Origin of the sequence: Cnuella takakiae (genome assembly GCF_001953305.1) — a bacterium.
Taxonomy (GTDB): domain Bacteria; phylum Bacteroidota; class Bacteroidia; order Chitinophagales; family Chitinophagaceae; genus Flavisolibacter; species Flavisolibacter takakiae.
Genome location: NZ_MTFE01000010.1, coordinates 3,568,539 through 3,586,841, shown reverse-complemented (window position 1 = coordinate 3,586,841; position 18,303 = coordinate 3,568,539). Strand labels below are relative to the sequence as shown.

Sequence of the window (18,303 nt, the reverse complement as noted above, 5' to 3'; positions counted from 1 at the left end):
ATTAGAAATTAAAGAATGCAGCAAAGATGCTTTTGAGCTTTTCGGAACGTGCCGATGATTTACCCCGCAGGCGGCTCAGAAAGCGGCTTTGTTTCAGCTTCAGCAGGCGCTCGTACACTTTCGACTTCTGTTCAAAATGCTGCTGGGTTTCTTTGGGCTCGTAGTGATCCTTGGGGTCGAAGAGCATGGCGGTGCACAAGCAATTCTTGCGGTCCTTGCTCATCAGGATATCGTAATTCACGCAACTTTTGCATCCTGCCCAGAAGGCTTCGTCCTGCGACAGTTCGCTATAGGTAACCGGCTCGTAGCCCAGCTCGCTGTTGATCTTCATCACGGCCAAACCGGTAGTAAGACCAAATATCTTGGCTTCGGGGTATTTCTGGCGGGAGAGTTCAAACACTTTGTGCTTGATGCTTTTGGCAACACCGCTTTTCCGGAAGGCAGGAGAAACAATCAGTCCCGAGTTGGCCACGTACTGTCCATGGCTCCAAGTTTCGATATAGCAAAAGCCTACCCAGGTACCGTCTTTTGTAACGGCAATCACCGCTTTACCTTCTGCCATCTTTGCCGCCACATAGTCGGGCGAACGTTTGGCAATACCGGTACCACGGGCTTTTGCAGAAGCCTCCATTTCGTCGGTGATGATTGCAGCAAAATGCTGATCGGCAGGGGTAGCTACCCTGATGATGATCTCTTGATTGTCCACGATGTAACGTTTATGTAACGTTTGAAAGGAAAACGGATGACCAATCCAAAGCGAAAAAGAGTGCCGGGGAGTTTTCACTGATAGGGGCCTTGGTTATTGGCTCGGCCTATCAGCAAGGTCGTCTGGACAAATAGCGGAAGATATCAAAACACACCGCATACACACCTGTCTCAGGAAAGGTGTGAAATATAAAATGCTTGGTATGTGTGTTGATGTTCATTTAATGAATGAGGCTGCAAATTAATAGAATCCTCAATTCTGCAACAAAAAATTATTGTTATTGGCTAAAAAACAACAAGCCTGGTGCAGAATGTTCAAAGGAGCATTTTTCTTGCCAATCGTAAAGAATTCAATTGCAGTGCCAGATTGGATTGTAGTGGACGGTGCAGGAAAACTTTTGGAAAAAGGAATACAAAAAAAGCCCCTTGCGGGACTTCAGTATTTTGGATTAGGCCTACCCTTTAATGAATCATGGGTTGCTGGTTCGATGGATTGCAGAAGTGGAGCATGGTAGCTGCTACGCTTTCCAGTTCGTTGAAGTAGCTGGGTTTGGTAAAAAAAGCTACGTTAAGGCGGTTAAAAAACAGCTTGTCCAAGGGGCTTGAGGAAGTGGAATAAGCCACTACCGGTATCTTGGACAGGGTGGAATCTTTTTGCAGGGCCAGCAGGGTTTCTCTGCCATCAATGCGGGGCATATTTACATCCAGCACAATGAGGCTGGGCAGGTTTTGACCCGGAAGGGTATTGCGCAGTCTGCTGAGTGCTTCTTCTCCGTCGCACGCCACCTCTACGCCATAGGTACAGCCATTGGCTTCAAAAGCTTCCCGCAGCATCATCAGGTCGTCAGCATCATCATCCACGCAAAGAATATAGGGTTGTGCCTGCTGTGTCATGATTTTAGTTTTTGGTGAGCGCCTTAGTTGCACTGCAAAATCAGGTTGGTTTTGCCTGATTATCCAAATGTACCTGATGTATTGAGGCAATGGCGGGTAGTTCGGCGATATGTGGACGTTCTAAGATGAAACCCCTAAAAGCTTCGGTAATCTCCCGTAGCCTTTGTAAATAAAAATGCCGGAACCAAGGGCTCCGGCATTTTTCAGCTCATTTTTGTTTATCAGGCTTCAAGTCCCAGCACCCTGTGCGTCCAGGCCCGGGTTTGTTGCAACAATTGTTTGTCTTTGCCCAGCGATTGACCATAGGAGGGGATCATGGTGCTGATCTTCTTTTGCCATTCGGCGGATGCCATCTGGTTGGGGAAGCAGCGGTTGAGCAGGGTGATCATGATGCTCACGGCTGTAGATGCACCTGGAGAAGCACCCAGCAGGGCAGCAATGGAACCATCGGCGGCATTAACTACTTCGGTACCGAATTCCAGCACACCACCACCATTTTCATCCTTCTTGATCACCTGTACCCTTTGCCCGGCTACTTCCAGGTCCCAGTCTTTCAGCTGTGCATCAGGGAAATAGTCCTTTAGTGCTTCCAGCCTGCCTTCAGGCGAAAGACGCACCTGCTCGATCAGGTACTTGGTAAGCGGAATATTGGTAATGCCAGCTGATACCATGGGTCGGATATTGGCCAGTTTGATGGATTTGAACAGGTCGAGTACGGAGCCCTGCTTCAGGAACTTGGTGGTAAAACCGGCATATGGTCCGAACAGCAGTTCGCGTTTACCCTTGATCCAGCGGGTATCGAGGTGGGGCACCGACATGGGAGGGGAACCTACCGCTGCCAGGCCATAAACTTTTGCATTGTGTTGTTCAATGATTGTTTCATTGTTACAACGCAGCCATTGCCCGCTTACTGGGAAACCGCCATAACCTTTGCTTTCAGGAATGCCTGATTTCAGCAAAAGAGGCAGGGCGCCACCACCGGCACCGATAAATATAAAGGCTGCATGAAGAGTACGTTTCTTTTCGGTTGCCTCATCCCGCACCACGATCTTCCAGCGGCCATTGTCCTCGCGTTCAATGTCGCGTACCTCGTGGTTGAAATGCAGGTGCACGCCACCTTGTTCCTTCAGCCATTCAAATTTGCAACGGGTGAGAGCGCCAAAGTTTACATCGGTACCAATATCCATGCGGGTGGCAGCCAAACTTTCATCGTCTTTGCGGCCTTCCATGATCAGGGGAGCCCATTCGCGTATTTGCGAAGCGTCCTCCGAAAATTGCATGCCTTCAAACAGGTGGTTCTTAACCAGCGCATCGTAGCGTTTGCGCAGGTAGCTGACATTTTCATCGCCCCATACAAAACTCATGTGTGGTATGCGGCGGATAAAGGTGGCCGGTGGGTGGATATAATCGTTCTCCACCAGGTAAGCCCAAAATTCTTTAGAAACCTCAAAAGATTCGGCAATGCTCACAGCCTTGTTGATGGCAATGGAGCCATCAGGCTTTTGGGGAGTGTAGTTGAGTTCGCAGAAAGCAGAGTGACCCGTACCGGCATTGTTCCATGCATCGGAGCTTTCGGCTGCGGCATTGTCCAGGCGTTCGAATATCTCAATGGTCCAATCGGGTTGCAGCTGTTTCAGCATCATACCCAGGGTGGCGCTCATGATACCGGCGCCAATCAGTACTACATCAGGATTTTTGTTGAACGAACGCTTAGCTGTGCGACTCATGTCTTTGGTTTTATAATGCCCGGCAACGCTCCCGGTTTCAACACCTTTCTTCAACCGCTCCGGTCTGCAAAATTTTGTAGGCCGCAAGTTAGGATGATGCAGGGAAACTCTAAGGGATTAAAATGCCGATTAATTGTAAAAAAAATGGGGCGGTAAACCCGTTCTTAAGTTGATATATGATTTAAAAGCTAATTGTGCATTTGAAGGATAAATGGTAAAGCTTTAATCCTTTAAAAGGTTTAAACCTTAAATCGTGGTCTTGTTTTCATTGTTTTTGAAGTTGGGTGCGGTTGATAAATCTTATTTTTAACCTTCATTATTTAAATGCTTGTTGGTAATTGGGGAACTATTTGCAGCCCGTTTTATAAACACATCCAACTATAGGGTATTTGTTTTTATAAACACATTTCCTTGCTATCAGGCTTAGGAGGGGGTTGCGACAAACGAACAACTGGCTCTGTTTTTTGTTCGGAATGGTTGGTTTCCGCTTCGCTGCAAATTAACAGTTACCATTTTTGTACCCGTTTAACATTGCGCTTTATTAGCCTTTAAGTGTAAAGCAAAGCAAGGGCATACAAACAGTTTCAAATAGCATGTATGAAGCCACAGATCCGTATAGAATATTGTCCCAGATGTGGTTGGTTGCTGCGGGCCGCTTACATGGCGCAGGAGCTCCTCACTACCTTCTCCGATGATCTGGGTGGCGTTTTGTTGCATCCCAGCGAGGTAAGTGGCCGGTACAGTATTTCAATTGGGGAGACCCTGCTTTTTGACCGGAAAAGGGAAGGACGCTTCCCCGAGGTAAAGGAGTTGAAACAACTGGTACGTGACCAGGTAGCTCCGGGAAAAAGCCTGGGGCATTCCGATAAAAAGGAAGGATAAGTAAGAAAATTTAAGGCATACTACTATTTGTTTAAAGATTCATATGATCAGCGTTTCGGAAGCAAGGGAATTGGTGCAACAGCATATCAAATTACTAACACCCAGGTTAAGTGCTTTGCAGGAGGCTGCCGCTTGCATACTCGCAGCCGATGTAGTAGCACCCTATGATATACCCATGTGGGCTCAATCTGCGGTGGATGGGTATGCCTTTGCTTTTGAAAGCCTCCATAATCAATCAGAACTACCCATCAGCCAAGTAGTGGCTGCTGGAGATGGGGCTACTGAAATTGTAGGTTCCGGAACAGCGGTCCGGATATTTACCGGGGCTGCCCTGCCTCCTGATGTGGATACTGTTGTGATGCAGGAGCAAACAACCACAAGTGCAGGCAAAGTGCAGGTAAACGATAGCAGCCTTAGCCCTGGTGCGAATGTGCGGCCCATAGGCTCGGAGATCGGTAAAGGCGCGCTTGCCCTTCCTGCAGGTACCCCGCTCACGCCTGCTGCATTGGGCTACCTGGCCATGCTGGGTGTTGCCGAAGTATTGGTCTATCCTAAACCCCTGGTGGCCTTGCTGGTTACCGGTAAAGAATTGCAGGCACCGGGTACAGAGCCTGTGCGGGGTAAGGTTTTCGAAGCAAACTCCTTTACCATAATCGCTGCATTGGAGCAAATGGGGGTTAAGGATGTCCACTTGTTCAAGGTGGATGACAGCCTGGAAGCCACTACCGCAGTAATGAGCCAGGCACTTCAAAATGCCGACCTGGTATTGCTTACCGGCGGTATCAGCGTAGGCGATTATGATTATGTTTTGCCGGCAACCGTGGCATGCGGTGTAAGGCAGGTGTTTCATAAGGTAAAACAAAAGCCAGGCAAGCCCCTGTATTTTGGTATGGCTGGTGACAAGCCGGTATTTGGATTGCCGGGCAACCCGGCTTCCGTGCTTTCCTGTTTTTACCAGTACGTAGTGCCGGCCATTGGAAAACTGATGCAGCGCAGTAACCTGTCCCGAAAAGTTCAATTGCCGCTTTCCGCACCGGTACAAAAAAAGCCGGGGCTTACCCATTTTCTGAAAGGCAGGGTTGAAAATGGTACCATTACCCCACTACAGGCCCAGGAGTCCTACCGGTTAAGTTCCTTTGCACTAGCCAATTGCCTGGTTGAAATTCCGGAGGAAGCGGCCGTGCTGGAAGCTGGAAGCCCTGTTGAAGCCTGGTTGTTTTAAATTGCAACTGTGCTTGTGCTTGTAAATGAAAAAATTGACCTGAATGGATCACCTGGTGCTTTTTTGTTGTTTGTTGTTTGGCGTAGCCTTCCTGTATGCCTCTGTAGGGCACGGCGGGGCTAGCGGCTATCTTGCCCTGATGGCACTGTTCAGCGTGTCGCCAGCGGTGATGAAACCAACAGCCTTGCTGCTAAACCTTTTTGTGGCCAGTGTTTCATTCATTCAGTTTTACCGGGCAGGTCATTTTCGCTGGAAGCTGTTTTGGCCGCTGGCACTGGCCTCCATACCCATGGCATTTGTAGGCGGATTGGTAAGCATCGATGCAGCTATATATAAGAAGATCCTTGGGCTGCTGTTGCTGATACCCGTATTGCGCTTTTTTATTTTCCGCAACATGCCAGATACGCCCAGGCGAAAGGAACACCTGGGTTTATCGCTGGCCATTGGTGCGGGTATCGGTCTGCTTTCAGGATTGATCGGCATTGGCGGCGGCATCATATTGTCGCCGGTAGTATTGCTGCTGGGATGGGCCAACCAGAAACAAACAGCCGCTATCAGTGCCCTGTTTATTTTTGTCAACTCTTTATCGGGGCTGGCGGGGCAACTGGTAAAAGGCATCAGCATCAGCCAGGATATGGTGCTTTTTGTAGCCCTTGCTTTTGCAGGCGGTTTGCTCGGCGCCTATTTCGGGGCAAAGAAGTTCAAGCAGCCGGTGCTGCAACAGATATTGGCATCGGTGCTGTTGCTGGCGGTTTACAAATTATTATTTACACAGGCATAAATGCAGGCAATGAAGACGACAGTTTTGTTTTTTGGTGCGCTTGCCGAAATCACTGGCAAAGGTTCTGTGGAGGTTGCTGATTGCAGCGATACCGATGCCGTGCAGCATGCGGTACTGCAGCAGTTTCCGCAGCTGTCCGAACGCAAATATGCTCTTGCCTTGAACAAGCAGTTACTGCGCAGCAATGCGCCTGTACAGGAAGGAAGTACCCTTGCTTTTTTACCACCATTTTCCGGAGGTTAAATGAAAATAAACGTACATAGTGAGCGCTACCAACGCCAGGTGCTGCTGCCTGAAATAGGCGAGCAGGGGCAAGAGCTTCTAGCTGATGCCAAGGTGTTGGTGGTGGGTGCCGGTGGGCTGGGTTGCCCCGTGTTGCAATACCTGGCTGCGGCGGGTGTTGGTTATATCGGTATTGCCGATGGCGATGTGGTGTCGCTGTCCAACCTGCACCGGCAGGTGTTATACAGTTTGGAGGATGTGGAGCACCTGAAGGTAAAAGCCGCTGCAAAAGCGGTGCACCGCATCAACCCGGAGGTGGAGGTAAAACAATATCCTTTTTACCTGCACAACGTGCTGGCGCTGGAGCTGTTGCCCAAGTATGATATCGTGGTGGATTGTACCGACAATTTTGCCACCCGCTATATGCTTAATGATGCGTGCGCACTCATGCAAAAGCCCCTGGTGATGGCAGCCCTTACCCAGTGGGAAGGCCAGCTTGCGGTACTGCATGCAGGTGCAAATGGCACCGCAGGCATTAACTACCGTGATATTTTTCCTGAGCCGCCCGGCGAACATGAAGTGCCCAATTGTGCACAGGCAGGTGTACTGGGCGTACTGCCTGGCATCATCGGCACCCTCCAGGCAGCTGAAGTGATCAAGTACCTAACCGGGGTTGGTGCACTGCTATCAAAGGGTATGTTGCACTTCGACCTTAAGACAGGCAGCAGTTGGATCATGGAGGTGGCACCTTCAGCTTCCCGCACCGGGCCTGCAGACCGGCAGGCATTCCTGCTGACCAATTACGAGTGGTACTGTGGTGCAAGAGATGTAGCCGAAATTGGTTCAAGGGAGCTACCTACCCTGATGGAGCAGGGGGCCGTTTTCGTTGATGTAAGGGAACTTCAGGAAAGGCCCGAGCTGCCTGTACCGCACCAGCGCCTGCCCCTTTCCGAGCTGCGCAATAGGAGCGCACAGGTAGAAGGGAAAGAGGTGGTAGTGGTTTGTCACCATGGCATCCGCAGCATCGAGGCGGTGCGGCTGCTGAGCCAGTGGGCACCTGCCGGACAAAAACTATATAGCCTTAAAGGAGGCATCATGGCCCTTTCGGCCATCAATCAAAGCAAATAAGATGAGCGAGCGCAAGCCCAAAAACATATTTACAGTAGGATCCATTCCTGCAAGCTTTATTGCCGACAGTATTCAAAAGCACAGCACCAAGACGGATATTGGTGCGCACAGCATTTTCCTGGGCCAGGTGCGGGCAGACACCATTGACGGAAAAGCCGTTTCCGCAATCGAGTATACCACCTACGAGGACATGGCCATGGAAAAGATGCATGCCATCCGGGAGGAAACCTTCAGCAAGTACAATCTAACCTGTATGCACGTGCACCATAGCCTGGGAACCGTTGCCGCAGGGGAAATCTGTTTGTTTGTTTTTACTTCTTCCAACCACCGACGGATGGCCATCGATGCCTGTACCGAAGTAGTGGAGCGCATCAAAGCCGAACTGCCTGTTTGGGGCAAGGAAGTTTTTGAAGACGAAACCCACCAGTGGAAAGTCAACCAGTAGGATTTTGGATTTAAGGCTTTGCTCAAAAACTCAAAAGGCCTTGTTATATAAGCGTCAGGTTCCAAATACCTAATACCCAATATCTAATACCCGCCCCCTGATCCTTACTCATTATTCATCCCTCATCACTCATCATGGTAAACATTACCCATAAAGTCACTACCCTGCGCAAGGCCGTTGCCACAGCTGTGTTGCAGGTTTCAAAGCCGGAAACAATTGGTGCCATTCAGAACAAGCAAGTGCCCAAGGGTGATGTGTTTGAATTTGGCCGTGCAGCTGGTTTGCTGGCCATCAAAAAGACCAGTGATGTAATTCCGGATTGCCACCCGCTGCCAGTGGAATATGCCGCTATCGCTTATGCAATAGAAGGTTTGCGCATAACCATCTCTGTTGAAGTGCATACCATTTACCGCACCGGTGTGGAGGTGGAAGCCATGCATGGTGCGGCCATTACTGCGCTCACCCTATACGACATGCTGAAGCCTATTGATAAAGAGGTGGAAATCGCAAATATCAAACTGGCATCCAAGAAAGGTGGCAAATCGGATAGCAAGGGTTTGCAACTTGATATCCTTGCTGCCGTGGTGGTTTGTTCCGACAGCGTATCGGCTGGCACCAAGCAGGACTTTGCTGGTAAGGCCATTATGCAAAAGATGGAAGCGCATGGTTTGACCACTGCTTCCTATACCATCATCCCCGATGATTTTCAAACCATACAGGACAAGGCTCGCCAGCTGGCGAATGAAAATTTCAACCTTGTAATCTTTTGTGGCGGTACTGGCTTGTACCGCCGTGATGTAACACCAGAAGCCATTACGCCTTTATTGGATAGGCAGATTCCCGGTATCATGGAAGCTGCCCGCAGCTATGGGCAGGAGCGCACGCCTTATGCCATGTTATCAAGGGGGGTAGCAGGGTTTATTCAAAACACCCTGGTGCTTACCCTGCCGGGCAGTACCCGCGGTGCAGAGGAAACCATGGATGCAGTGTTTCCCTATATCACGCACATTTTTAAAGTGGCGGAAGGGTTAAGGCATACGGAGGATTGATTGACGGGGGAGGTTGCAGATTTTAAGCTACAAGATTCAAGCTGCATGCTGCAAGTATCAAGCTCCATAAGGCAGGGTGAGCTTAGTCGATTATAAGGCAGTAAAATCAGCATGCGCTCCTGGTTTTTTCATCCAGTTTAAATATGCTGTTGTAATAAAATATTTGTGTGATGGTTTGGCGATGCAGTGCCATCAAAGCCCGTAGGGCTTTAATCTGAATAGCCGCCGGTGTAACCGGCGGTAACAGTAGTCCGCCTTGAATTGAAACGGCTAACCCCGTAGGGGTTGAACAACAAAAACGAAAGGTTCAACCCCTACGGGGTTGAGCTCACTGTGGTCGTTATTTCGTTGCATCCGCCGGTTGCACCGGCGGCTATTAAAATTAGAGCCCTACGGGCTCTGTCTTTAAAAGAGCATCATTCTGTTTCAAATAGAATTTTAAAATTCTTTATGACTGGAGTAATTCTTTGTGGTGGTGCCAGTTCCCGAATGGGTAGCGACAAGGGATTGCTATTGCGCAACGGGAAACATTGGGTTATGCATACTGCAGCCCTGATGAAGGATTGCGGGCTATCTTATGTTGTATCAGTGGCAGGTCATAATATATTGGATTACCAACAAGTGCTGCCAGGCGCTACGCTTATTTGCGATGACCCGTCCTTACAAGTAGGCGGGCCGTTAAAAGGTATACTCTCCGTTAATTTGGCAATGCCAGCCGAAGACCTGCTGGTGCTGGCTGTGGATATGCAGGAGATGAAACCTTATTTCTTACAGCAAATCATCGATGCATCAAAGGAAAATGATGCACAAGCCATACTTTTCAAACATGATGATCAAGTAGAACCCCTGTGTGCTTGGTATCGGGCCGATGGTTTACATCATGTATTGCAACTGGTACTACAAGGATTGCTCCAACGCTTCAGCATGCACCATGTGCTGTCGTATTTAAAAACAAAAATCATCCCGGTGGGAGATGATCCTGCCTTCCTGAACTTCAATACACCAGAAGACCTAAGCCAGTTGTAAGCTGCTGCTTTCCACCGTTTTGAAATCTTCTATTCCACTGTCACATGTAGGACATACGTAGCTAGTGGGGAGGTTGTAAAAAGAAGTGCCTGCCTCAATACCTTGTGTGCTATCGCCTTCCTGTTCATCGTAAATGGTCAAGCAATGTTTGCACTGGTGCAGGATGCGGGAGGTAGCAACGGGAGTTGGAGCTACTGCCTTCGGATGGGCGGCAATATCCAGTTTGGCTTCCTGCTGCTCGTAAAACATTTTGCACAGCGATACCAGGTAGGTGCCCAGATACTCCTTTTCCAGTCCTTCTCGGAACAGCACGAGATCGGAGGCGTTAGGATTGAAGTCGCGGGTATGGAGCAGGTCGAAGCGCTCCAGCGATTTTAATTTGTGCGGATTTTTGTTCTGCTGCTTGCGAATGATGATGGAACCAAACATGCTGGAAGTTGGGCGGCTTTGCACGCCAAAACTCAACCCGAAAGTGCGCACATCTTCCTTGTCGAAATGCCTGATCAGGTGCCGTTTGATCAGCAGGCCACTGTCGTCACCGTCTTCCACCTGCCAGGCCAGTTCGTTGGCGGCATGGCGTACATTGATCCGGTACTTGCCCAACACCCAGTCGAATTTCACCATGTCCTCCTTGGGTATGCCTTTTATGATCAGGCTTTTCCATGGTGTGGTGTACAACTGGCCAATTTTTGCATCGGTACAAATGGCGCATAGTTCCTGCAAAAAGGCAACCGGGAATTCTTCATCCCTGCGGTACAGGCCCAGCCACAAGCCCGACTCTCCCTTGTTGAATCCTTCGTAATAAGGCAAAGAAAAGCGTTGAAGCGATAAGGGTGTATCGGCAAACTTTGCCGAATAAGATCCCATTTCTTTTACGGCAGCAAATAAAGCACTGCCCGCAGTAGTAGGTGACTGCGCAAATGCATCCAGGTTGTGGAGCAATACGGATTCTATTCTTTTGGATAGTACCGCAATATCGTTGGTGTACACCTGCTCGGGCCAGCAATAGAGGGTTTGGGTTTTGGGGAAACGAATGAAGAGGTGCCAGAAATGGTTGGCAGATGCGGTGATCCAGTTGATATGACCAGTGAAAAAAGGAACCAGATTCTGGGTGCTGTCGCAGATGTTAATTTTGACTTTAGGCGTATAATTAAACTGGTTGAAAATGTCTTTGTACACACCTTCCCGCATCCAGGTATCGCTATTGAAGATGCTCGCCGCAGGGTAGGAGGAAAGCATGTTGGGTGCCGCCTCTTTTTGAGGAGCACAGGTGATTTGCTTTTCGTTACAAGACTTTACAAAAGCATCCGCGGCATTCACAGGAACATCCAACAGCAATTGCTGGCGCAGGCCAAAACGCACTGTTTTGATCAGGGTTTTGGTAGCTACCCCTAAAACTTCCTTAAGCCTTCCGGGTGATACAATGCCTCCTGTAAAATTGATCTGGTAGGTAGTGGTTTTGGTCATGTCAATTGTTTTGGAGATGGCCGTGTCGATTTTTGATTTATGCCCTTTGTGCCTGCTGCGGTATGGTTGGTAATTGCGCTGTTTCCATTGCGGCCAGTGCTTTGTCCAAAATGGCTTTTACTTCGGGTTTGCAACTGCCGCAACCCATGCCGGCGCCGGCTGCCTGGCATAGGGCAGGAAGGGTGGTGCATCCTTCCCTGATCTTTTGTTCCAGGTTGCCTTCACCCACGCCACCGCAGGAGCATACCAGCTTACCGATAACAGGTTCCGCTTTTTTGCCTGAGCGCAACAGCTCCAGCCTTTTCTCAGAGAGCTCAATTTTATTTTGAATCAAATCGCGGAACTCCAGGAACTCCGATTTGTCGCCAATGAGTATGGCGCCCACCAGCCGGTCGTTGTGGATGATGCATTTTTTGTAATACCGTTTTGCCTTATCGATAAATACCACCTCTTCGTAGGCGGGGTCGTTGTTGGGGATATCAGCAATACCAAGTGAGCATAGTTCAGTGCCGTGCATCTTCAGGATGTTCATCAGGAGCGATCCTTCGTACACATAAGCAATGTCGCCATTGAGGTGGCGGGCAGCAATGGAAGCCTGTTGTTCAGCGGCTGCCGTAATGCCATACAATGCGCCTTTAAATTCAGCAATTTCACCAACCGCGTAAATATTTGGGTCGCTGGTTTGGAGGTAGTCGTTAACGATCACACCGCGTTTGGTATCCAGTCCGCAACTGCGGGCTAGTTCAATATTGGGCGTGGTGCCAATAGCCATCACGATTGCCTGGCAGGGAATATCGATACCGCTTTTAAGACGTACGCCTTCCAGCGTGCTGCCTCCCAGAAAGCGGTCCACTTCATCGTTGAAACGGATATCTATGCCTTTGTCTTCCAGTTCTTCTTTCAGCAATTGGGAACCCAGGTTATCCAGTTGACGGTCCATCAACCGGGAAATGCGGGAAATGACCATAACTTCAACGCCTATTTCGCGGAGCGAAGCCGCCAGTTCTATTCCCAGCAAGCCTCCGCCAACGATGGCAACTTTTCCGTTTTCGGGGCGTACATGCCTGATAAAGCTGTCCGCATCGGTACGGCTGCGCATGGTAAAAATGCCTTCCATCTTTGGGAGGTTGGGCAACACCGTAGGGCGGCTGCCGGTAGCGAGGAGCAATACATCATAGGTATGCACTATGCCCTTGCTGTCTGTTACCGTTTTTGCCTGCCGGTCAATCTCGGTAATGCTCACGCCCCGGTGGAGGGTGATGTTGTACTTGCTTTCTTCTTCATCCTTCATCTTTACCAGCTGGTGCCATTGCTGGGTGCCGCTGATATAATCGGGAAGCATTACGCGGTTGTAAAAAGGCGTGTTCTCTTTACTAAAGATTTCAATCTCGTCTTCTGTGTTCAGCTCGCGGTAAGTTTTTACAAAATTAAAAGCACCGGCACCCGCGCCAATGATGATGATCTTTTGAGCCGGCTTGCGGTAGGGGCTTACCTGCACCGCTGCATATTTAAAATCGGGTTCTTTTGAAATGGGATCAATGAGGGCGCTAGTTACATTATTGGCCCGGTTGGCGTCGTTACCCAGTATCTTGCCCCAGTGCATGGGTAGGAATACCACGCCTTTTTTGATGCTGTCGGTTAACTTGGCTTTCACCCGTACTTCGCCACGGCCGTTGCTGATCACAACGAGCTGGTCTTCACCGATACCCCGCTTGGCGGCATCTGCGGGATGGATTTCCAAAAATGCCTGCGCAATATGCTGTTTGAGCTTGGAAACCTTGCCTGTTTTACTCATGGTATGCCACTGGTCGCGAATGCGGCCGGTGGTTAAAACCAGGGGCAGTTCGGGGCTGAGTGCTTCCGAATTGTTTTGGTCGGCAACGGGATGAATAATGGCCTTTTTGGTAGGCGTATAAAACTGTTTATCGGTAAACAGGCGCTGGGTGCCGGCGCCAGTTTCTTCTTTTGGAAAAGGCCATTGTACGCTGCGTTGGGCCTGTAGTTTTTCATAATTCAGCCCGCTGATGTCGATACTGGTGCCTTCGGTAAGGCGGCAGTGTTCGGCGTAAATTTCTGAAGGGTTGACATAGTCAAAACCTGGGTAGCCCATCTTGCGCGCAAAGCGGCAAAGGATTGCTGCATCAGGAAGTGCCTCGCCGGGTGCATCCACAATTTTGTTGAGGTAGGCTATACGGCGTTCCGCATTGGTCATGGTGCCTTCCTTTTCGGCCCATGCCGCAGCCGGAAGTACCACGTCGGCATAGCGGAGGGTTTCAGGTTTGTTGCTGATCTCCTGTACCACCACGAATTTGGCCCGGCTCAAAGCTTCTTCTGCAAAGCGTACATCGGGCAGGCTGAGCAGGGGATTGGTGCACAGGATCCAGATGGCTTTAAGCCGGCCGTCATGGAGTGCCTGGAACATCTCGGTAGCCGAGTAGCCCGGTTTGGAGCCTATTTCCACACCACCCCAAAAACCCTGTACATACTTGCGGTCTGCTTCGTTGGCAAGGTTGCGGTGTGCGGGTAGGAGGTTGGCCAGTCCGCCCACTTCGCGGCCACCCATTGCATTGGGCTGGCCGGTAAGCGAAAAGGGCCCGCTTCCGGGTTTGCCAATATGCCCGGTGATGAGATTAAGGTTGATGAGGCTCAGGTTCTTATTTACACCAATCACGCTTTGGTTAAGGCCCATGGTCCACATGGTGAGAAAGCCTTTGGCATTGCCGATGAGTGCGGCAGCAGTGCGGATATCTTCGGCAGGTACATCGCAAATAGCAGCGGCTTCTTCCACGGTGCGCTCCATTACCTTGGCGCTGTAGGCATCAAAGCCTTCCGTATGGTTTTTGATAAAATCAAAATCGATGTCGCCGGTTTCAATCAGTACCCGGCCGATGGCATGATTCAGGGTGATATCAGTACCTGGACGGATCTGTAAGAACAAGTCGGCAGCGGCAGCAGTTTGTGTTTTGCGCGGATCGGCAACAATGATCTTCATGCCGGGGTTGGCAGCTTTTGCGGCTTCCACCCGGCGCCAAATGATGGGATGGCACCAGGCAGGGTTGGCGCCGGTCACAAAGAGGCAGTCGGCCAGTTCAATGTCATCGTAGCAAACCGGTACGCTGTCTTCACCGAGGCTCATTTTGTAAGCGGCAACGGCGCTGCTCATGCACAACCTCGAATTGGTATCGATATTATTGGTGCCGATAAAACCTTTTACCAGCTTGTTGAGCACATAGTATTCTTCTGTCAGGCACTGCCCCGACGCGTAAAAAGCTACCGAGTCAGGGCCATATTTATTAATCAAAGTTTTGAAAACAGCTGCGGTACGTTCCAGTGCACTATCCCACGAAACCCTTTGACGCTGGCCCATTTTGTTGTACCGCATTTCCGGGTACAGAAGGCGGTCGCCCTGGTCCATAACAGTGTAGTGCAGGTTCATGCCCTTGCTGCACAGCATGCCCCTGTTTACCGGGTGGTCTTTATCGCCCGACACCTGCAGTTTCCCGTTCCGGTCTTTTTGCACCACAATACCACAGCCTACTCCGCAGTAGCAACAGGTGGTTTTAAACTCCATAACACCCCCTGTCCCCCTGGAGGGGGAACTTAGGCCGGAGTGGTAAGTTTTATTTTCATCAGTCATAAGTTCCGGGTTGGGTTTGCTCTTGGTAAGGAAAACTGCGGATGGTAATTATGATTGCGAGCATTGGTTTATTGAAGATGCCTGCGGCAGGACAAGTTTCTGAGTTTTGCCGCAGCATACCATCATCAGGCTGCTGCCATTTCAGCCAAAGGCTCCTGTACCGAGGCGGTTTTGGTTTTTACAGAAAAACGGGTAACTAATACCAGCACTGCCGATACCATTACCATTATACCGATATAACCAAAAGCCTGCACATAGGTGATGCTTTGCGATTTGAACAGGAAGCCAAAGAGCATCCCGCCCAGGTTGCCGCCGGCACCAACGATGCCGCTTACCAGACCAACATTCTTCTCATTTACAAAAGGCACAATACCATAGGTGGCGCCATTGGCCATTTTCAGGAACAGTGCAAAGGAGAGCATAGAGATAATGGCCAGTGTAAAATTGCCGGCTTGGGCAAACAATACGATTCCTATACCTTCCAGCAGGAGCATGGCTGCCAGCAGTACAGCCTTGCCACGCATGCCGTAGCGGCGGCCTGTTTTATCGGAAACAATACCGCCCAGTGCGCGGGCAAAAATGTTCATGAAGCCAAACACGCCCGCCCAGAAACCAGCAGAAGACTGCGACAAACCAAAACTGTCTACAAAGTGCAGGGCGGCTACGTTATCGAAGGTGATCTCCATGCCAAAGCACATGGCATAAGCCAGCATCAGGGCCCAAACACGGGCGTCTTTCAGTATGGTAAAATCAGTTTTGCCTGCTGCTTTCTTGGTGTAACCTATTTCGCTGTAGTTGCCTGCAGGTGTGTCTTTGGTATAGCGATGGTAGAGGAAGGCTGCTACCAGCATCATCACCCCGGGCAGGATCATGGCATAGCGCCATGCTTCACCCTTGGTAAAACCTGCCCCCACGATGGCGGCAAAGATCAGGGGCATCACCATATTGGTGATACCGCCACCCAGGTTGCCCCAGCCGCCTGCAACAGCATTGGCTGTGCCCTTAATATTGGGGGCGAACATGGTGGAGGTATGAAACTGGGTGATTACGAAAGATGCACCGATCAGGCCAATGGCTGCACGGAACAGGAGGAAGGTGGTATAATCCTGCGCCAGTCCCACGAGGAATACGGGCAGGCTACCAACAAGCAACAGTCGTACATAAGTTTTGCGGGGACCCCAAGTGTCGCACAGGCGGCCGATGATGAGGCGGGCGATAATGGTGGAAGAAACGGAGATGATAATGAGGTTACCTACCTGCGCCTTCGTAAGCGCCAGGTCTTCGCGGATGGAAGGCATCAGGGGCGCAAGGCCGAACCAGCCAAAGAAGCAAACAAAGAAAGAAAGCCAGGTGATGTGAAAAGTGCGCATTTGCACGCCTTTAAGGCTGAATACATTGAGCTTGGAGAGGGGAGTGGCAGTTGGAGTGTTCATGATGCAAGTGTTTGTGTGTTTAAGCATGGTGGCAGGCAATCGTTGGTTTGGGGTTGGACCCACGGAGGCACTTAAGGCAGGGAGTTGCACAGTATTAAAGCGGTGAAACGCTGTGTCACCCTGTCGCGGTGGCTCCTCATTGTTTAAATAAGAATTCGGGTTTGATGTTTACCATTACATAGGCCCAGTTTGCATTGCTTCTGGCATTGGCAATGTTCTTTACCGCGGGAGCGGTGAGCAGGGAAGTGGAAAAGAAATGGGCATAGCCTGCTTCGATGCCGATTTGTTTGGTGATGGTGTAGTTGGCTACCAGGTCGAGTTCCTGGCCAAAGCTCCGGTTGCTGCTGTTCTTCCCGTCAATGGCAATGGCAGTTGCGCTGTTGAACTGGTGTAGGTCGGCAGTGAGGCCAAGCTTTTCGGATGCCTTGTATTTTGATTTAAGGTAATAGTCTACCAATCCGCCTTTGCCAAAAGGGTTGGCCACATAGAAGTAATCCATCAGTCCCCAGAACTTGTGCGGGGTGCCATACAACGGGTCGAAGGCTTTGCTGGTGCTGCCCTTGGTACCGCCTGAGGTGTAATCGACGCCTGCACCTGCAGCCAATTTTTTGCTCACCGTTTTCATGGCCGCAACACTCAACAGGTAGGCACTTGTTTGTTGTAGTGTATTGTTCTTGCCAAATTGGTAATAAGCCGAAGCGGAAAGGTTGGTCTTGCCAATATTGGTATTGGTGTACAAACCCGTTGTAAAGCGGCTTACAGTGCCTTTGTCGAACACCTTGGTAGTAGCACCATTGGCAGTGTTCATGTGGTACTTGTTGAACTGATCGGCGAGGAAAAGAAAGGAGGTGCTGCCTGCCTTGTATTTTTTTGCGGCATACAAAAACTGGAGGCTTTTGTACATGCTTCCGCCATTGGTGGTAGCGGTGTAGTTGCCGGGAGGGGTGTTGTTGTAATTGGTGCCTGTTGCGCCTTCTTTGTTTTGGTTAAAAGCTAGTCCGGCATGCACACTCAGGGTTGCCTTGTCGTATTTCAGCAGGGCGCCGTCGTGCCTGCGGGCCTGTTGCAGCCAGTCGAGGTTGCCGAGCAAACGGGAATCGTCATACACCCATTCCTGGCGGCCCAGTTTCAGGTTGAGTGTTTGGGCCTTCACCGTAGTGTCCAATAAGGCAATCTCGGCCCAGGCTTCGTGGAGCATCAGCGCATTGTTGTCGGCGGTGGTGGTGCGGTTGATGGTAGATGCGTCTTGTCCCCATACGCGTACGTCCTGTGCGGTGAGTCCCAACTTTAGGCGGTAGCTGTTGAAGCCCATCGAAAGGCGGCTGCGTTGCGAGGTAAAGAAAGCAGGCGTAGCACCTTTGGGCAGGGGAGCGCCTTGCCCGCCGCGCAGCTCGGTGCGGGTGCGCACCTGTGCGCCAATGCTTAATTGTGCCTGTAGTGGGGTGCCGGCCGTCCAGCAAAGTCCAAAGAGTCCGAATGAAATCCATTTTCTTTTCATGTACTTTTGGGTTGGTTTAAATGATGCAAGTATTTAAATCCTCGGGTCCGTCAGGTGGCAGCCTGGTCGGGCCTTTTTATTTTTTGTTGAACCACAAAGACCCGAAGGGAAAAAGGTGCACAAAGAGGGTCGTTTACTTGCGGTCAAAGCTTATATGCGGCTATTTAAATTCCTTTGTGATCCTTTG

15 protein-coding genes are annotated in these 18,303 nt (G+C 50.3%); 8 read left to right on the top strand and 7 right to left on the bottom strand.

The window, feature by feature from the left end:
• Window position 1: 1 nt before the first annotated feature.
• From BUE76_RS15610 to BUE76_RS15600, 3 genes are all read right to left on the bottom strand, one after another.
• Entirely contained in the window at window positions 2-706 is a 705-nt protein-coding gene (locus BUE76_RS15610; protein WP_073041504.1) for a GNAT family N-acetyltransferase, read from the bottom strand.
• Between the two features lie 461 nt (window positions 707-1,167).
• Window positions 1,168-1,599 (bottom strand): response regulator, encoded by a 432-nt coding sequence (locus BUE76_RS15605; RefSeq protein WP_073041502.1) that lies wholly within the window; start codon window positions 1,597-1,599, stop codon window positions 1,168-1,170.
• A 221-nt stretch (window positions 1,600-1,820) separates the two neighbouring features.
• Entirely contained in the window at window positions 1,821-3,326 is a 1,506-nt protein-coding gene (locus BUE76_RS15600; RefSeq protein WP_083596427.1) for a malate:quinone oxidoreductase, read from the bottom strand.
• A 597-nt stretch (window positions 3,327-3,923) separates the two neighbouring features.
• On the opposite strand from BUE76_RS15600, the gene BUE76_RS15595 reads away from it, so the two are divergent.
• The 8 genes from BUE76_RS15595 (at window position 3,924) to mobA (ending at window position 10,081) form a co-directional block, all read left to right on the top strand.
• On the top strand, window positions 3,924-4,208 hold the full coding sequence (locus BUE76_RS15595) for a SelT/SelW/SelH family protein (protein WP_073041497.1): 285 nt from the start codon (window positions 3,924-3,926) through the stop codon (window positions 4,206-4,208).
• 43 nt (window positions 4,209-4,251) lie between these two features.
• Window positions 4,252-5,430 (top strand): molybdopterin molybdotransferase MoeA, encoded by a 1,179-nt coding sequence (locus BUE76_RS15590; RefSeq protein WP_073041495.1) that lies wholly within the window; start codon window positions 4,252-4,254, stop codon window positions 5,428-5,430.
• Between the two features lie 43 nt (window positions 5,431-5,473).
• Window positions 5,474-6,211 carry a sulfite exporter TauE/SafE family protein gene (locus tag BUE76_RS15585; protein WP_073041493.1) on the top strand — a complete coding sequence of 246 codons (738 nt, stop codon included), beginning with the start codon at window positions 5,474-5,476 and terminating at the stop codon, window positions 6,209-6,211.
• A gap of 9 nt (window positions 6,212-6,220) precedes the next feature.
• Complete coding sequence (locus BUE76_RS15580; RefSeq protein WP_073041601.1) at window positions 6,221-6,454, top strand: MoaD/ThiS family protein; 234 nt, start codon at window positions 6,221-6,223, stop codon at window positions 6,452-6,454.
• Window positions 6,455-7,561, top strand: coding sequence for a HesA/MoeB/ThiF family protein (locus BUE76_RS15575; RefSeq protein WP_073041491.1), 1,107 nt, complete (start codon window positions 6,455-6,457; stop codon window positions 7,559-7,561).
• Window position 7,562: 1 nt separating this feature from the next.
• Entirely contained in the window at window positions 7,563-8,006 is a 444-nt protein-coding gene (locus BUE76_RS15570) for a molybdenum cofactor biosynthesis protein MoaE (protein WP_073041489.1), read from the top strand.
• A gap of 134 nt (window positions 8,007-8,140) precedes the next feature.
• On the top strand, window positions 8,141-9,055 hold the full coding sequence (moaCB, locus tag BUE76_RS15565; protein ID WP_073041487.1) for a bifunctional molybdenum cofactor biosynthesis protein MoaC/MoaB: 915 nt from the start codon (window positions 8,141-8,143) through the stop codon (window positions 9,053-9,055).
• A gap of 285 nt (window positions 9,056-9,340) precedes the next feature.
• Window positions 9,341-10,081 (top strand): molybdenum cofactor guanylyltransferase, encoded by a 741-nt coding sequence (gene mobA, locus BUE76_RS15560; protein WP_073041485.1) that lies wholly within the window; start codon window positions 9,341-9,343, stop codon window positions 10,079-10,081.
• On the opposite strand, the gene BUE76_RS15555 is transcribed toward mobA, so the two are convergent.
• From BUE76_RS15555 to BUE76_RS15540, 4 genes are all read right to left on the bottom strand, one after another.
• The gene (locus tag BUE76_RS15555) at window positions 10,067-11,548 is read right to left on the bottom strand and encodes a rubredoxin (RefSeq protein ID WP_073041483.1); all 1,482 of its coding nucleotides are present in this window, start codon (window positions 11,546-11,548) and stop codon (window positions 10,067-10,069) included. The two genes, mobA and BUE76_RS15555, sit on opposite strands and share 15 nt — an antisense overlap.
• A 37-nt stretch (window positions 11,549-11,585) precedes the next feature.
• Complete coding sequence (locus tag BUE76_RS15550) at window positions 11,586-15,185, bottom strand: nitrate reductase (protein ID WP_083596422.1); 3,600 nt, start codon at window positions 15,183-15,185, stop codon at window positions 11,586-11,588.
• Window positions 15,186-15,310: 125 nt separating this feature from the next.
• Window positions 15,311-16,618 (bottom strand): NarK family nitrate/nitrite MFS transporter, encoded by a 1,308-nt coding sequence (locus BUE76_RS15545; RefSeq protein WP_073041481.1) that lies wholly within the window; start codon window positions 16,616-16,618, stop codon window positions 15,311-15,313.
• A gap of 136 nt (window positions 16,619-16,754) precedes the next feature.
• Window positions 16,755-18,116, bottom strand: coding sequence for an alginate export family protein (locus BUE76_RS15540; protein WP_073041479.1), 1,362 nt, complete (start codon window positions 18,114-18,116; stop codon window positions 16,755-16,757).
• Window positions 18,117-18,303 lie beyond the last annotated feature (187 nt).

Bases quoted from the DNA above. Each gene is read 5' to 3' on its own strand.
- BUE76_RS15580 (WP_073041601.1), top strand. From the start codon at position 6,221: ATGAAGACGACAGTTTTGTTTTTTGGTGCGCTTGCCGAAATCACTGGC.
- BUE76_RS15585 (WP_073041493.1), top strand. From the start codon at position 5,474: ATGGATCACCTGGTGCTTTTTTGTTGTTTGTTGTTTGGCGTAGCCTTC.
- BUE76_RS15590 (WP_073041495.1), top strand. From the start codon at position 4,252: ATGATCAGCGTTTCGGAAGCAAGGGAATTGGTGCAACAGCATATCAAA.
- BUE76_RS15540 (WP_073041479.1), bottom strand. From the start codon at position 18,116: ATGAAAAGAAAATGGATTTCATTCGGACTCTTTGGACTTTGCTGGACG.
- BUE76_RS15550 (WP_083596422.1), bottom strand. From the start codon at position 15,185: ATGACTGATGAAAATAAAACTTACCACTCCGGCCTAAGTTCCCCCTCC.
- BUE76_RS15545 (WP_073041481.1), bottom strand. From the start codon at position 16,618: ATGAACACTCCAACTGCCACTCCCCTCTCCAAGCTCAATGTATTCAGC.
- BUE76_RS15555 (WP_073041483.1), bottom strand. From the start codon at position 11,548: ATGACCAAAACCACTACCTACCAGATCAATTTTACAGGAGGCATTGTA.
- BUE76_RS15600 (WP_083596427.1), bottom strand. From the start codon at position 3,326: ATGAGTCGCACAGCTAAGCGTTCGTTCAACAAAAATCCTGATGTAGTA.
- BUE76_RS15570 (WP_073041489.1), top strand. From the start codon at position 7,563: ATGAGCGAGCGCAAGCCCAAAAACATATTTACAGTAGGATCCATTCCT.
- BUE76_RS15595 (WP_073041497.1), top strand. From the start codon at position 3,924: ATGAAGCCACAGATCCGTATAGAATATTGTCCCAGATGTGGTTGGTTG.
- BUE76_RS15575 (WP_073041491.1), top strand. From the start codon at position 6,455: ATGAAAATAAACGTACATAGTGAGCGCTACCAACGCCAGGTGCTGCTG.
- moaCB (WP_073041487.1), top strand. From the start codon at position 8,141: ATGGTAAACATTACCCATAAAGTCACTACCCTGCGCAAGGCCGTTGCC.
- BUE76_RS15605 (WP_073041502.1), bottom strand. From the start codon at position 1,599: ATGACACAGCAGGCACAACCCTATATTCTTTGCGTGGATGATGATGCT.